Source organism: Nitrosomonas sp. JL21 (assembly GCF_009833095.1).
Taxonomy (GTDB): Bacteria; Pseudomonadota; Gammaproteobacteria; order Burkholderiales; family Nitrosomonadaceae; genus Nitrosomonas.
In genome coordinates this window covers 1-15027 of record NZ_QRCB01000037.1, presented here as the reverse complement: position 1 = coordinate 15027, position 15027 = coordinate 1, and the positions used below count along the sequence as shown (strand labels likewise).

Annotated in this window: 11 protein-coding genes, 1 pseudogene and 1 riboswitch; of the genes and pseudogenes, 6 read left to right on the top strand and 6 right to left on the bottom strand. The window is 45.2% G+C overall.

Going from position 1 to position 15027, the window contains the following annotated elements; genetic code table 11:
• Positions 1–4 precede the first annotated feature (4 nt).
• Genes hisA through hisC form a run of 4 tightly spaced genes read right to left on the bottom strand, consistent with a single transcriptional unit; the run spans position 5 to position 3200 of the window.
• Entirely contained in the window at positions 5–760 is a 756-nt protein-coding gene (gene hisA / locus ABF87_RS11315; RefSeq protein ID WP_160829231.1) for a 1-(5-phosphoribosyl)-5-[(5-phosphoribosylamino)methylideneamino]imidazole-4-carboxamide isomerase, read from the bottom strand.
• A gap of 48 nt (positions 761–808) precedes the next feature.
• A complete protein-coding gene (hisH, locus tag ABF87_RS11310) occupies positions 809–1459 on the bottom strand; it encodes an imidazole glycerol phosphate synthase subunit HisH (RefSeq protein WP_160829230.1) in 651 nt (216 codons plus the stop codon).
• A 25-nt stretch (positions 1460–1484) separates the two neighbouring features.
• On the bottom strand, positions 1485–2072 hold the full coding sequence (gene hisB, locus ABF87_RS11305) for an imidazoleglycerol-phosphate dehydratase HisB (protein WP_160829229.1): 588 nt from the start codon (positions 2070–2072) through the stop codon (positions 1485–1487).
• 48 nt (positions 2073–2120) lie between these two features.
• Entirely contained in the window at positions 2121–3200 is a 1080-nt protein-coding gene (gene hisC / locus ABF87_RS11300) for a histidinol-phosphate transaminase (RefSeq protein WP_160829228.1), read from the bottom strand.
• A gap of 486 nt (positions 3201–3686) precedes the next feature.
• Between hisC and cysD the strand changes: the two genes are divergently transcribed.
• The 5 genes from cysD to galU all read left to right on the top strand — a co-directional run bounded on the left by cysD (position 3687) and on the right by galU (position 9550).
• Complete coding sequence (gene cysD, locus ABF87_RS11295; RefSeq protein ID WP_160829227.1) at positions 3687–4583, top strand: sulfate adenylyltransferase subunit CysD; 897 nt, start codon at positions 3687–3689, stop codon at positions 4581–4583.
• Positions 4583–6487 (top strand): sulfate adenylyltransferase subunit CysN, encoded by a 1905-nt coding sequence (gene cysN, locus ABF87_RS11290; RefSeq protein WP_160829226.1) that lies wholly within the window; start codon positions 4583–4585, stop codon positions 6485–6487. The genes cysD and cysN overlap by 1 nt, the downstream gene beginning before the upstream one ends.
• 44 nt (positions 6488–6531) lie before the next feature.
• Entirely contained in the window at positions 6532–7491 is a 960-nt protein-coding gene (locus tag ABF87_RS11285) for a DHH family phosphoesterase (protein ID WP_160829225.1), read from the top strand.
• A 65-nt stretch (positions 7492–7556) separates the two neighbouring features.
• Positions 7557–8579, top strand: coding sequence for a UDP-glucose 4-epimerase GalE (gene galE, locus ABF87_RS11280; RefSeq protein WP_160829224.1), 1023 nt, complete (start codon positions 7557–7559; stop codon positions 8577–8579).
• 86 nt (positions 8580–8665) lie between these two features.
• On the top strand, positions 8666–9550 hold the full coding sequence (galU, locus tag ABF87_RS11275; RefSeq protein ID WP_160829223.1) for a UTP--glucose-1-phosphate uridylyltransferase GalU: 885 nt from the start codon (positions 8666–8668) through the stop codon (positions 9548–9550).
• 38 nt (positions 9551–9588) lie between these two features.
• Here the strand turns inward: galU and ABF87_RS11270 are convergent, their stop codons facing one another.
• Together ABF87_RS11270 and ABF87_RS15100 are read right to left on the bottom strand one after the other, a co-directional pair.
• Positions 9589–12534: an aconitate hydratase gene (locus ABF87_RS11270; RefSeq protein WP_160829222.1), complete on the bottom strand. Its 2946-nt coding sequence runs from the start codon at positions 12532–12534 to the stop codon at positions 9589–9591.
• Between the two features lie 180 nt (positions 12535–12714).
• Positions 12715–12888 (bottom strand): annotated as a pseudogene (locus tag ABF87_RS15100) (IS1595 family transposase); the annotation flags it as partial.
• 540 nt (positions 12889–13428) lie between these two features.
• Positions 13429–13514: riboswitch (cyclic di-GMP riboswitch) on the top strand.
• 107 nt (positions 13515–13621) lie between these two features.
• Here ABF87_RS15100 and ABF87_RS11265 point away from each other — a divergent pair.
• Positions 13622–14863 (top strand): glycoside hydrolase, encoded by a 1242-nt coding sequence (locus tag ABF87_RS11265; RefSeq protein ID WP_160829221.1) that lies wholly within the window; start codon positions 13622–13624, stop codon positions 14861–14863.
• Positions 14864–15027 lie beyond the last annotated feature (164 nt).

Sequence of the window (15027 nt, the reverse complement as noted above, 5' to 3'; positions counted from 1 at the left end):
TCGATTAGGAAACGCCATTGTTTTCGCTGATTTTGTCAGCCAGTACCTGCGCTTCTTTGAAGTCGAGCGAACCTTCATAAATGGCCCGCCCTGTAATTGCGCCGATGATGCCTTCGGACTCGATTTCGCATAATTTATGGATATCATCGATATTGGTTATTCCACCGCTGGCAATGACCGGAATGGTGAGTTCTCTAGCTAATTGAACTGTAGCTTCAACATTGACGCCTGTGAGCATGCCGTCCCTGCCGATATCGGTATAAATGATAGCTTCCACGCCATATCCTTCAAATTTCTTAGCGAGATCAATGACATCATGCCCCGTTACTTTTGACCAGCCATCAACCGCCACTTTACCGTCCTTGGCATCCAATCCGACGAAGATTTGACCGGGAAAGGCATTGCAGGCATCTTGCAAAAAGCCGGGTATTTTGATGGCGGCTGTGCCTATGATAATGTAGCTGATGCCGTCATCCAGATAACGCTCTATCGTGTCGAGATCGCGGATGCCACCGCCAAGCTGAATCGGGATTTGATCATTGACAGCTTTTACAATTTCACAAATGACCGATTCATTCCGCGGTTTTCCAGCAAATGCTCCATTTAGGTCGACAAGATGGAGCCGACGCGCGCCTTGACTTAGCCAATGCAGCGCCATTTCACCGGGTTCTTTGGAGAACACGGTGGCCTCTTCCATAACCCCCTGTTTGAGTCTGACGCAATGTCCATCCTTGAGATCAATTGCAGGAATAATTAGCATAACTAACCTGGGCTGATGAATGATTAATGAGATTTGATTTTGTTGTTATTAATTCTGTAAATAGGGTGTCCATGTGGCGAAATTACGTAATAACGTTAATCCTGCGTGTTGGCTTTTTTCTGGGTGGAACTGTACAGCGAAAATATTATCTTTTGCAACAGCACAAGTAAATGAAAAGGGGTAATTGCTCTGCGCGGCAATCGATGTTGAATCAGTAGCTTCAACGAAATAACTATGCACGAAATAAAAGCGTGCATCTGCCGGAATACCTTCCCAGAGCGGATGTTTTTGGGTTTGATAGACTTGATTCCATCCCATGTGAGGTACTTTCAGTTTTTGTCCGTCCGAGGTTACCATTGCAGAAGCAGGAAAATGCACCACCTTACCGGGAAGAATGTTTAAGCCCTCGGCATTTCCTTCTTCGCTTTCTTCGAACAACATTTGCAAGCCAATGCAGATGCCGAGAAACGGTTTGTGAGTGGCTGCATCAATGACGGCTTCGCGCAGACCGCGACTTTCTAATTCATGCATGCAGTTACGCATGGCGCCTTGACCTGGAACCACAACTCGATCTGCTTTTTGCACAACGCCAGGGTCGCTGGTTACCCTCACCGACGCGGTTGGCGCAACATGTTCAAGTGCTTTTTGTACAGAACGGAGATTTCCCATTCCGTAATCAACGATTGCAATATCAGTCATACAATAAATTTAATGAACAGGTGACTTATAGCGTACCTTTGGTGGAAGGGATGATGCCGGCTGCGCCGTGGTCATGCTCAATAGCCATGCGCAGCGCCCGTCCGAATGCCTTGAAAATGGTCTCAGCCTGGTGATGTGCATTTCTTCCTGCCAAGTTATCAATATGAAGGGTTACCAGTGCGTGATTGATGAATCCCTGGAAAAATTCATGGATAAGATCAACATCAAAATCGCCAATCCGTGCCCGGGTAAAATCCACGTTAAACACGAGTCCAGGGCGACCTGATAAGTCTATGACTACCCGAGATAATGCTTCATCCAAAGGTACATAAGCATGACCATAGCGACGCAGCCCTTTCTTATCGCCAAAAGCGTTGGCGACAGCTTGACCTAGCGTAATACCGATGTCTTCGACAGTATGATGCGCATCAATGTGCAGATCGCCTTTTGCCGTGATTTCCAGGTCAATCAAACCGTGACGTGCGATTTGATCAAGCATATGATCAAGGAATGGAACGCCTGTGTTCAATACTGAATGGCCTGTCCCATCTAAGTTTAAACGGATGCTGATCTGGGTTTCAAGCGTGTTCCGGGTTATTTCTGCGCGGCGCATGGCATTCTTAGGATACGATTTAAACTAAAATTGAAAGAGGGGAATTGGCTAATGATTGAGTATGGTATGCAATGCTGTACAAAATTGTTGGTTTTCATCTGGAGTGCCGATAGTGACACGTAGGCAATTCTCTAATAACGCATGCGTGCCATCAAGTTTTTTTATTAAAATATTTCGCTGTTTTAGTACTTGAAAAATCTGATCGGCTTTATTGACGCGGAATAAAATAAAATTGGCATCCGAAGGAAATACTTCCAGTTGTTCCATTGCACTGAGAAATGTACTCATGATTGAGCGCTCTGACTTGATCGTTTCTGCTTGTTCCAATAATACGTTCGTATGCTGCAGTACTTTTTCTGCAATCAATTGCGTCATTATGCCAATATTATAGGGTAAACGCATCTTTTCAAATTGCATCACCCAATCGGATCCGCCTACCAATAAACCCAATCTTAAACCAGCCAATCCTAATTTTGATAGGGTTCTCATGACCAATAAATTAGGAAAATGAGTCAACTTCTCCATGAAACTGGCTCCGGCAAATGCATGATAAGCTTCGTCGATAACGACTAAACCAGAAGATGCTTGAATGACGCTGAGTATTGCGTCTGCATTGAAGAGATTGCCGGTTGGGTTGTTGGGGTATGCCAAAAAAATGACGGCTGGCCGATACCTTGCTATGGCAAGCAACATGGCTTCTAAATCCAAGGAAAAATCATTCTTTAGCGGTACACCCATGTACTGTATATGGGTAAATGTAGCGATCATTCGAAACATTACAAATGCAGGCTCGACACTCATCAATATAGCGTTTGGTTTTGCAACGGCCATGGCGATGATCTGAATGATTTCATCTGAACCATTGCCTAACAAAATACCCATTTCGTCAGGGATATCCAGCGCTTGACGCAATGCGAATTTAAGCGCATCGGCGCTGGCATCAGGGTAACGGTTGATAGGGGCGTCGGCAGCTAACCGCGCAATTTCGTCACATAACGCAGTGGGCAAACGATAGGGATTCTCCATAGCATCTAGCTTGATCATGCCCGTTGCCGGCTGAACATGATAGGGCGCGAGCGCAAGAATTTCGGGACGAATGATCTGATTGGGGTTATCAAAAATTGGCATGGTTCTGATTTAGGTTGTTGCAGATTGGATAGTCGATGAGATGATAAGAAAAAAGTGCGGCTTGTAAATACTTTTTAATGAGTAAGGTAAATATTTTTGGTCAATAGCATTGATTACAAGTATTCCTGCACTGACAATACGATTATTATGGGATACAATGACGCATGTGACGGTCAAAAAATCAATTTCATTTATAGATTTATAGAAATAATTGTAAGTGATTTTCCAACTTCTGAGTGATGATTCGTATCATTGCTTAACTGACAAACTTGAATCAAATTCAATTTCATGTACTTAATAGCCGTAGAGTTTCATAAGCTTACGATAGGCTTATGATTGCTTTTTTTTCCCTCATCCATGTTAGCGTGATAGAGAAATTAAAGATTGTAGAAATAACATCGTTTATTCCCCGATAACAAAAATCCCATCTATTCGAAATGGTTCTTTGCTGCATAATTTATAGTTAAGCTAAGGAAATTATTGACAATGTTGACACATTTACAACGCCTTGAAGCGGAAAGTATTCAAATCATTCGTGAAGTAGTCGCTGAGTGCGAACATCCGGTCATGATGTATTCTATCGGTAAGGATAGTGCTGTGATGCTTCATCTTGCAATGAAAGCTTTTTATCCCTCGAAACCGCCGTTTCCGTTGTTGCATGTAGATACCACCTGGAAGTTCAGAGAAATGATTGAATTTCGTGATGTCATGGCAAAAAAGCTGGGGCTGGATTTGATTGTGCATATCAATCCGCAGGGTGTCGAAAAGGGAATTAATCCATTCACGCATGGTTCTGCAGTTCATACCGATATTTGGAAAACTGAAGGCCTGAAACAGGCACTTGATAAATATGGATTTGATGCAGCGTTTGGTGGCGCGCGCCGAGATGAGGAGAAATCGCGTGCCAAGGAGCGGATTTTTTCAATCCGATCAGCGCAGCACCGCTGGGATCCGAAATTGCAACGTCCCGAACTTTGGCGGTTATACAACACGCGGAAGAATAAAGGCGAAAGCATGCGGGTGTTTCCTTTGTCGAATTGGACTGAGCTTGACATCTGGCAATATATTTACCTGAACGATATCCCGATCGTGCCGCTCTATTTCGCCAAGGAACGCCCGGTTGTGGAGCGGGATGGCACTCTGATCATGGTCGATGACGATCGCATCCCGATGCGAGAAGGCGAACAACCGATGATGAAAAAGGTACGATTCCGTACCTTGGGATGTTACCCGTTGACGGGTGCAATTGAGAGTGAAGCGAGTTCTTTGATAGACATCATTCAAGAAATGCTGTTGACGAAAACCTCTGAACGACAAGGTCGATTGATCGACCATGATTCTGCAGGCTCGATGGAGAAAAAGAAACAGGAGGGTTATTTCTAATGGCACATATATCGGATTTGATCGCTGAGGATATCGAACTTTATTTAAAAACGCACGAAAACAAAAGCCTGCTTCGTTTTATTACCTGCGGGAGTGTTGATGACGGAAAAAGTACTCTCATTGGGCGCATGTTGTATGAGTCAAAAATGCTGTTTGAAGATCAATTGGCTCAACTGGAAGTCGATTCAAAGAAAGTCGGTACGCAAGCTGGTGATCTCGATTTCGCGTTGTTAGTGGACGGTCTCTCAGCCGAGCGTGAACAAGGCATTACCATTGATGTGGCCTATCGTTTCTTTTCAACCGATAAGCGAAAGTTCATCGTGGCGGATACACCGGGTCACGAGCAATATACCCGCAATATGATCACGGGCGCTTCCACTGCGGATGTGGCGATCATTCTGATCGACGCACGCAAGGGTGTTCTGACGCAAACCAAACGGCACAGTTATCTGGTTTCATTGATTGGCATTCGTCATGTCGTGTTGGCGATCAATAAGCTCGACATGGTGGGATATTCCGAAGAAATTTTTCAACAGATTGATAAGGATTACCGGCAGTTTGCACAGGAATTAGGGTTACAGAATATCGTGACCATTCCCATGTCTGCGCTGAAAGGCGATAACATTACTTCGCTGAGCGAGAATACTCCTTGGTATCAGGGGCAAACGCTGATGGGATATTTGGAAAATGTGCAGGTCGATGACGGCGAGGAAGAAGCCGGCGTTTTTCGCATGCCGGTGCAATGGGTGAATCGTCCGAATCTGGATTTCCGCGGTTATTCCGGCATTATCGCACGTGGTATTGTCAAACCAGGTGACTCAGTGCGTGTCTTGCCTTCTGGGCGAGAAAGCCAGGTTACGCGCATTGTCACGGCCGACGGAGATCTCGAGCAGGCAGTGTCCGGACAGTCGATTACATTGACCCTAGCCGATGAAATTGATATCAGCCGCGGAGATATTCTTGCTGCTACTGATTCGCCGCCCAGCGTGGCTGATCAGTTTGAGACGACCATTGTGTGGATGGCTGATGAGCCGATGCTGCCGGGTAGACCCTATCTGATGAAAATTGGCACCCGAACGGTAACTGCGACGGTATCCGTGCTGAAATACAAGGTCAATGTGAATACGCTTGAACATGTCGCAGTGACAAAACTTGAGTTGAACGAAATTGGCGTCTGTAATGTGAGCACTGATCGTTTGATTGCCTTTGATCCTTACAAAGAAGATCGTGATACCGGCGGTTTTATCATGATTGACCGTTTGAGCAATAATACCGTTGCGGCGGGGATGTTGCACTTTGCTTTACGCCGCTCGCAGAATATTCATTGGCAGGCGATCAACATCAATAAACAGGCTCACGCTGCGATTAAAGGACAAAAACCGTTCATCCTCTGGTTCACTGGATTATCCGGCAGCGGTAAATCGACGGTTGCCAATTTGGTTGAAAAGAAACTCTACTCGCTGGGTAAGCACACCTATTTGCTCGATGGTGACAATGTGCGCCATGGGCTCAACAAGGATCTGGGATTTACCGATGCCGATCGGGTTGAAAACATTCGGCGTATTGCTGAGGTTGCCAAATTGATGGTTGATGCGGGGCAGATCGTACTGGTGTCGTTTATTTCACCTTTCCGCTCAGAACGCAGGATGGCCAGAGAACTGGTGGAGCATGGCGAATTCTTTGAAGTCTACATCGATACTCCCATTCATATTGCGGAAGAGCGTGATCCCAAAGGGTTATACAAAAAAATGCGGCGTGGTGAACTCAAGAACTTCACCGGCATTGATTCCCCTTATGAAGTGCCAGAGAATGCGGAAATCCGTATCGATACCCTCATGAAAGCGCCAGAGCAAGCGGTGGAACAAATCATTGATTACTTGACTCAGGTTGGTGCATTAGAATAATTCGATATTTCACTTTCTAAACGATCCATTTTCTCGAATCTGCTATGAACACTTTCTATGTCTTTAATGGCGATGCGGATGGGGTATGTGCATTGCATCAGTTGACCCTTGCGCATTCTGAACCTGCAACGTTGATTACTGGCGTCAAGCGCGACATCAAATTACTGGATCGGGTGGACGCAACTGCCGGAGATCAAATCACGGTGCTCGATATTTCTCTGGATAGCAATCGCAAGGGATTGATTCGCTTGCTAGAGAGCGGAGCGATCATCGAATATTTTGATCATCACCATGCTGGGGAAATACCTCAGCATGGAAATCTCACCGCTCACATTGATGTATCCGCAGATGTGTGCACGAGTTTACTGGTTGATCAACATTTGCAGGGAAAATATCACCTATGGGCGATCACAGCCGCTTTTGGTGATAACCTGACGCAGAAAGCCCAACAACTTGCTCATTCAGCCGGAATATCTGCGACGGATATCCAGCGTCTCACTCAGCTGGGTGAATATCTGAACTACAACGGATATGGAGACAATCTCGAAGACCTGCATTTCCATCCGGCAGAACTGTATACAGAAATCAAACCTTACATTAATCCACTTGAATTCATAGATAAATCCTCGGCTTTTTCTAAACTTGCCCGTGGATATAACGATGACATGGCACAAGCCGACTCGTTGCAACCGCTTGCCAGTGATGAGCGCCATGCGGCGTTTGTATTGCCGGATGCACCTTGGGCACGGCGAGTCAGTGGCATTTATGCGAACAAATTGGCAAATTCCAACCCAAGGCGCGCCCATGCTGTGATGACGCCCAACCATGCCGGTAATTACACCGTCAGCGTGCGTGCTTCCCTTATCGATCCGCAAGGGGCTGATCAGTTGTGCTTGCAATTCGATACCGGCGGCGGACGCAAGGCAGCAGCAGGTATCAATCACTTGCCCATGAACGCATTGGATCAATTTCTGAGGCGTTTTCAGGAATTTTTTCACGGCTAAATGGCGAGCCGTCATTAACTGACGTAAACTGACTCCACGTTATCTCTTTTAATTAGGGGCTTACTATGATTTTTGTTACTGGCGGAGCAGGCTATATCGGATCGCATACCTGCGTTGAACTACTGAATGGAGGTTTTGATGTCACAGTATTCGATAATTTTTGCAATAGTAGCCCTGAAGCGTTAAGTCGCGTACAGAAAATTACTGGCCGGAAGCTAGAATTTATCAAGGGTGATTGTCGAGATCGCGCAGCGTTGGTAGCAGCGCTCCAGCAGAGTAAAGCGAAAGCAATCATTCATTTTGCCGGCCTGAAAGCAGTCGGTGAATCGGTTGAGAAGCCGCTTATCTATTATGATAATAATGTAGCGGGGACGCTGCGGCTATTGGAAGCAATGCAAGAGTGCGCTGTCAAAACGCTTGTTTTTAGCTCCTCAGCTACAGTGTACGGAGATCCGGTGCGATTGCCACTTACTGAAGATCATCCGCTGTCTGCCACTAATCCGTATGGACGCAGCAAACTGATGATTGAGGAGATTCTCAGAGATCTTCAACGCAGCGATGAATCTTTCAGAATCAGCATATTGCGTTATTTCAATCCAGTCGGCGCACATTCTAGTGGTTTGATTGGTGAAGATCCTCAAGGAATTCCGAACAATCTCATGCCGTTCGTGGCGCAAGTCGCGGTGGGACGTAGAGAAGCGCTGAGTGTGTGGGGAGGTGATTATCCTACTTCAGATGGCACTGGCGTGCGAGATTATATCCATGTGGTTGATTTAGCGCTGGGTCACCTCAAGGCATTGGAAGCCTTGGAAGGATTGCCTGGGAAACAGAGCGATTGCCTGACAGTGAATCTGGGAACGGGTCGAGGTTATAGCGTCATGGAAGTAGTGCGAGCATACGAGGAAGCAAGTGGGCGAGCTGTTACGTATAAAATCGCTCCACGTCGCCCTGGTGATGTGGCTGCGTGTTATGCCGATCCAAAACGAGCTCTGGAATTATTGGGTTGGAAAGCAAAACTTGAATTGAAAGATATGTGTGCCGATAGCTGGCGTTGGCAAAATACCAATCCGACGGGCTATCAAAATTGATTTTTGAGCTATTTAATCTGATTTTTTAGTAAACGCTAAAGATCGATAATGAATGGCTGATTGCCCTATTGAGGAGAATTATATTCATGAAACCAATAAGAAAAGCTGTTTTTCCCGTTGCAGGATTAGGGACGCGCTTTTTGCCCGCCACCAAGGCAAACCCCAAAGAGATGCTTCCCATTGTTGATAAGCCTCTGATTCAGTTTGCTGCAGAAGAAGCGGTAGCCGCTGGAATCGATGTGTTGATTTTCATTATTGGCCGCAATAAAAGTTCCATTCCCGATCACTTTGATAAGGCTTTCGAGTTAGAAGCTATTTTGGAAGCCGGTGAGAAGGAAGATATGCTGGATGTCGTTCGAAATATTTTACCGCCGCATGTGGATTGTGTTTATATCCGCCAGGCGGAAGCACTGGGTCTGGGGCATGCGGTATTATGCGCACAATCGGTGGTCGGAGATGAGCCGTTTGCGGTATTGCTGGCCGATGATTTGATTGACGCGGGCGAGCGGACTTGCCTGAATCAAATGGTGGATATGTACAATCAACACCACTGCTCAATTCTGGGAATTGAGCAAGTGCCGCACCAGACCGTCAATCGATACGGCATCATTGACAGCGCACCGATAGCTGAGAGCCTTTTCAGAGTCAATGCGATAGTTGAGAAACCGCCAATCGATAAAGCACCTTCCAACTTAGCGGTCGTAGGACGCTATATTTTGACGCCTCGGATATTCAAGCTCTTGGAACAAACCCAACGCGGCGCTGGAAATGAGATTCAACTGACCGATGGTATAGCTAAGTTGTTGAAGGAAGAATCAGTACTGGGTTATGAGTTTGACGGCAAACGTTTCGATTGTGGAAGCAAATCTGGTTATTTGAAAGCCACAGTAGAATTTGCGCTCCAGCACCCTGAGCTTAAGGAGGAATTCGACGACTATTTGCAAAATCTCATTAAGACTATGAATTCATAAACTAATACATTCATTGATTAGCTGGATAAATGCTATATTTATTCATGATTCATCAGTTCTCTCAGAACATACGGCAAAATACCGCCGTGTTTGTAGTAATCGACCTCGATAGCAGTATCAATTCGACACAGAAGCTGTACGGATGCACTGTTTCCATCTTTTCTGCGGACGATCAAAGTAACCTCTCTCTGAGGTTGGATATCCTTTAGTCCTAAGACATCGAACTGCTCATTTCCAGTAATATTCAGCGATTCGATACTGTCATTATTCATAAATTGCAAGGGTAATACACCCATGCCAATTAGATTACTGCGGTGTATGCGTTCAAAACTGGTAGCAATCACGGCTTTGACGCCTAGAAGTTGGGTTCCTTTGGCAGCCCAATCCCGACTGGAACCAGTGCCATATTCTTTGCCGCCGAACACGATAGTGTCAATACCATGAGATTGATATTTCATGGCAGCATCGTAGATGCTCATTTGTTCAGGTTCTCCGTCGGTACCGCTTTGATAGACAGTAACTCCACCTTCGGAGCCTGGAATCATCAGGTTTTTGATGCGTACATTCGCGAAAGTGCCGCGCATCATAACCTCATGATTTCCGCGGCGGGCGCCATAGCTATTGAAATCGGCTTTGGAAACATGATGCTCCAGGAGATATCGGCCAGCCGGCGAGGTTTCTTTGATTGCACCGGCAGGGCTAATATGATCCGTAGTTACCGAATCACCAAATATTCCCAGTGCATACGCATTCGTTATATTCGCTTCAGTAGAATTGATTGCTGCAGATTGCAGTGAGAAATTCTCAAAAAAAGGCGGTTCGGCAATATAGGTAGAGGGTGGCCAGTTGTAAGTCTGTCCGGTGACTGACGTCACGTTATTCCATAACGGATGATTCTTGGTGAGGTTACTATATAACCGTTGGAAAGTATCCGCATTTGTTGCGAATTTCATCAATGCATGAATTTCAGCGCTACTCGGCCAGATATCTTTAAGCCAGACAGGTTGGTTATTTTTGCCGGTACCAAGAGGCTCGGCGGTCAAATCCTTGAGGACTGTGCCGGCGATCGCATACGCAACAACCAAGGGTGGGGAAGCCAGAAAATTAGCGCGGATATTCGAATGAATACGTGCTTCAAAATTGCGGTTTCCCGATAAGACGGCCGCGCATATCAGATCATTTTTTACGATGCTTTCTTCAATTGGGTCAGCCAGAGGCCCTGCATTGCCAATGCAAGTCGTGCAACCGTAACCCACCAAATCAAATCCTAATTGCTCAAGATAAGGTAACAATCCCGTGACCGTTAAGTAATCGGTCACTACCCGCGAACCGGGTGCCAATGATGTTTTGATATGCTGTTTGACGGATAATCCTTTCTCTACTGCTTTCTTCGCCAACAATCCTGCTGCGAGCAGAACACTCGGATTGGAAGTATTGGTGCACGAGGTAATAGCTGCGATCAACACATCGCCATGACCCAAGTCGATAGAGGAAGCACCAAATTCATCGGCAGGCGCCTTAACGGGTGAAGGCGTAGGGTGATTGCTGGTCATTTCAGTGATATGACGCGCAACCATGCGACGCTCTGTGTCCACCGGTTCCCGTTGAGGAGAGGATTGATGGTCAGCTTCGGCTGTATTGATCGAACCAACAGTTGACTGTCGATTTTCGTCGATTGTATGAGCACCAATGTCCGTGCAAACATCAGGATCTTGTGTGCGCGTATTTCGTGTCAAGTAGCGCTGATAAATATCATTGTCTTGCTTGCCATAGCCGCTGTCCTTCACAGGTTTGTTGAAGAGTTCGATGAATTTTGTCTTGATTGTCGAAAGTTCGATACGATCCTGAGGGCGTTTGGGACCTGCGAGCGATGGGACAACCGAACTCAAATCCAGAGATAGCTCGGTTGTGTAATCAATATCTCCTTTCTGAGGAATGCCATACATTTCTTGGGCTTTGAAATAGGCTCGGAATGCGTCAATTTCTGATGGAGTTCGCCCTGTACCCTGGAAGTATTCGATAGTTACATCATCAACGGGGAAAAAACCCATCGTTGCACCATATTCGGGAGCCATATTGGCAATAGTGGCACGATCGGGTAGTGCCAGAGTAGAAGTGCCTTCTCCAAAGAATTCTACAAATTTTCCAACGACATTGGCCTTTCGCAACATTTCGGTGATCGTTAGTACTAGATCGGTAGCCGTAACTCCTTCTCGCAACTGACCCGTCAAATGAACGCCAACAACATCCGGGGTGAGAAAATAGACCGGCTGTCCCAACATGCCTGCCTCAGCTTCGATACCCCCGACACCCCAGCCTACGACACCGATACTATTGATCATCGTGGTGTGTGAATCCGTTCCAACTAAAGTGTCCGGAAAAATGATTCCATTCTTTTGATGCACGCCACGTGCGAGGTATTCAAGGTTGACTTGATGCACGATACCTATTCCAGGCGGAATGACTTTGAACGTATCAAAAGCCTGCATACCCCATTTGATGAATTGATATCGTTCGTTATTTCGGGAAAATTCAATTTCCATATTCTGCTCAAGCGCTTCTTTGGTTCCATAATGATCAACTTGAATGGAATGATCAACGACAAGATCGACAGGCACCAGCGGTTCGATCCGCTTGGGGTTTTTGCCCAATCTGACTGCTGCACTGCGCATGGCAGCCAAGTCTACGAGCAGTGGTACGCCAGTGAAGTCCTGCAGGATGATACGCGAAACTACGAAAGGTATTTCATCTACCCGAGCAGCAGTCGGTTGCCAATTGGCTAATTGCCGAATATGAGTTTCGGTAATTTTTTTATTGTCATAATTGCGTAATACCGATTCCAATATGATCCTGATCGATATGGGTAAACGAGAAATTTTTCCAATCCCATTTTTCTCCAGTGCTGGAAGTGAATAATAAGATACGCTGTCTGCTTGAGTAATCGTTAATGGATGCAGAGTGTTCAAAAAATTATGATTCGCCATGATATTCCTGAAGATAACGCGAGATATTGGTTGAATATAGCACTTGCAATTGCCTATATCGCATAAGATAAGGTGACTGAACGCTTAGCATTTTCTTGTTTCCGCTAAAATCATATCATGTTAATACAGCGGGTAAGGGGGCACTTTGATTTTTTGTCGTAAATTTTGGGTCTAGGGGAGTCAAAGTGAGCTCAAATCTAGGAGTTTAAGAAGCTCATGATAGAGATTATTCCGACGATGGTTAAAACAAAATTCATTTTCTTTCAGGTATAAGTAGGAAAGTATAATCTGGCAAGCCATTGAATTTTCTCAAACACCTTTTTGAAAACTCCAGAAAAATTCGATGTCATTTATTGATTTGTCGTTCATCATTGGCAATTAAATGTTCGCCGATTGAGTTCACAAATGCTTATCTAATTCAGACCAGTTCAGTTCAACTGTGCCTTCCACAGAAATGGATTGACTTGATCAAGTAAGGAGGCATATGCCTAGGGCGGTTAGTGGAGCCGTCCCTCTTTAAATGGATACATAATGTTGTAATCAAAGTAGACGAAAGAAGAATCGCTTCGGCTTTTGCGAAGGTTGTTTGGTTAAAGCAAAATGGTTTTGTTCACGTAGTTATTCTGTTGTATCGAAGAATATGAGTTTACCGTAAGCATCACGGTGTCTTTAAATTCTTAATTTTGCCGCTAAATGACAAAAAACGTCATGTTTTAAATAAAGCACTCCGCCGCAAGCAGCGGGGTATTAACTGCGCCCTTCAACATGCTGGTTTTCAACCAGCTTTCGTCCCCAAGGGGCGGGGAATTGTACCCGCAGATTAACTAATAGATACTAGTTGAACTTAAAACACATATCTTAGATTGGCACAGATTGTGCTTACCTTCTGTTGCAGTACGAAAAAGGCAAACTCTGCGAAAGCAGAGGACGCAAAGTCACTGATCTAACGGGCTAGACCCTATGATGGCAGGACTGCCAGATCACGCAACTAGTAGTAATCGCACAACCCAATATTCTCGGGTTCAGCAAAATACCCTTGATGCGTATCTACGCAGTTCCGTCCTTAAAATGATAAGGAGGAATAAATATGAACGTAAATTTTCAAGCCCTACTGATTTCCAGGGTAGGAGCATCCAGCAGTAACTCAATAAAATCAATTGAAAATAAGAAATTCTCTGCTATAGAGCGATTTCATACTATTAACCAACATGTTGTAGAGATCGACAGTCCAAAACAGATCTCTACGATGTTGACTGTACTCTCGCTTATGATCGCAATCATCATGTTTCCTTTGCAACAAGCCAAGGCTCAAACTACAGGAGATGGAATTAAGTGGCATCCGGGTCATTACTATACCATCCTAGATCATGGGAAAAATAAACAATGGTATATGTCGGAGGTTTACAGTGAACTCAAATCAACTCAGGCGTTATTGGGTCTTCAAATCCGTTATAGTTGGAAAGAACTCGAGCCTAAAGAAGGCATATATAACTTTGCACCTATTGATAAGCATCTTGCCGAGCTTGCAAAAAGAAACAAACGATTGGTCGTTCTTCTTGAATTAAAAGAAATGGGTACAGATGAAGCAGGTTCGCCAGTACCTGCTTATGCGAAAACTTCTCTTTATGAGGGAGGTACGTATTCCTTTGGCAACTATGGAAAAGGTGTGCCGCTGGGCTATGGAACTAAGCTATGGAATAATCGGATTCATGATCGCTGGGTTGCATTGGTTCAAGCACTGGGAAAACGTTACAATTCGCATCCTCACTTTGAAGCGATCGGTTTTACGGAAACTTCAATGGGTGATCCCATGGAAATTTTATCTCAGGAACAAATCGAGTCTTACTACAAAAACTTACTGAGTATCAATCGGGAAATGCGTGCTCATTTTCCAAATACTGTAGCCTATCAATTCGTAAATTATCCTCGTCCGATTCTTCAATCGTTACTAGGAGAGCTTAAAGAAATGGGAACGGCATTGGGTGGACCAGATGTATTCCTCGAAGATCCGGGTTTGTTGTACTCTAAAGCTCCTAAAGGAATCTACCATTATTATCCTGAGCTCTCAGGCGCAATCCCCCTGATGCCTTCTGTACAGCATCAAAACTATGTAGCCACTCAATGGGGTAAACAAGGATATGAGCCGAGTGTTTCCGAACTATTTGCCTTTGCTAGAGACACCTTGAAAGCAAATTATATTTTCTGGACCAGAGACCCTGATCATTACTGGAAGGTACTGCAATTTCTCAACAAGAGCCAGCAAAAAAATACTCAAGCAGGTGGATTAAATGCAAATTGTCCGACAGCATATGTGAAATGTATTAATTAAATTAGAGGACAGAATTCGGAACGCTGGCTCAAGAACTTCTCCAGTTTTTTCCTGCGTTCCGATCGAGTTAAATTACCTCCGGCAGAGCCGGAGGCTTATCGCTGGAGCCCCTCAAAGGGGCTGTTTGCGAGCCGCTGAAGCAGCACCTACATACCCAGTTTCAA

Excerpts from the sequence above, each read along its gene's own strand:
- cysD (WP_160829227.1), top strand. The coding sequence starts at position 3,687 with ATGTTGACACATTTACAACGCCTTGAAGCGGAAAGTATTCAAATCATT.
- galE (WP_160829224.1), top strand. The coding sequence starts at position 7,557 with ATGATTTTTGTTACTGGCGGAGCAGGCTATATCGGATCGCATACCTGC.
- ABF87_RS11265 (WP_160829221.1), top strand. The coding sequence starts at position 13,622 with ATGAACGTAAATTTTCAAGCCCTACTGATTTCCAGGGTAGGAGCATCC.
- ABF87_RS11285 (WP_160829225.1), top strand. The coding sequence starts at position 6,532 with ATGAACACTTTCTATGTCTTTAATGGCGATGCGGATGGGGTATGTGCA.
- hisH (WP_160829230.1), bottom strand. The coding sequence starts at position 1,459 with ATGACTGATATTGCAATCGTTGATTACGGAATGGGAAATCTCCGTTCT.
- ABF87_RS11270 (WP_160829222.1), bottom strand. The coding sequence starts at position 12,534 with ATGGCGAATCATAATTTTTTGAACACTCTGCATCCATTAACGATTACT.
- hisA (WP_160829231.1), bottom strand. The coding sequence starts at position 760 with ATGCTAATTATTCCTGCAATTGATCTCAAGGATGGACATTGCGTCAGA.
- hisB (WP_160829229.1), bottom strand. The coding sequence starts at position 2,072 with ATGCGCCGCGCAGAAATAACCCGGAACACGCTTGAAACCCAGATCAGC.
- galU (WP_160829223.1), top strand. The coding sequence starts at position 8,666 with ATGAAACCAATAAGAAAAGCTGTTTTTCCCGTTGCAGGATTAGGGACG.
- cysN (WP_160829226.1), top strand. The coding sequence starts at position 4,583 with ATGGCACATATATCGGATTTGATCGCTGAGGATATCGAACTTTATTTA.
- hisC (WP_160829228.1), bottom strand. The coding sequence starts at position 3,200 with ATGCCAATTTTTGATAACCCCAATCAGATCATTCGTCCCGAAATTCTT.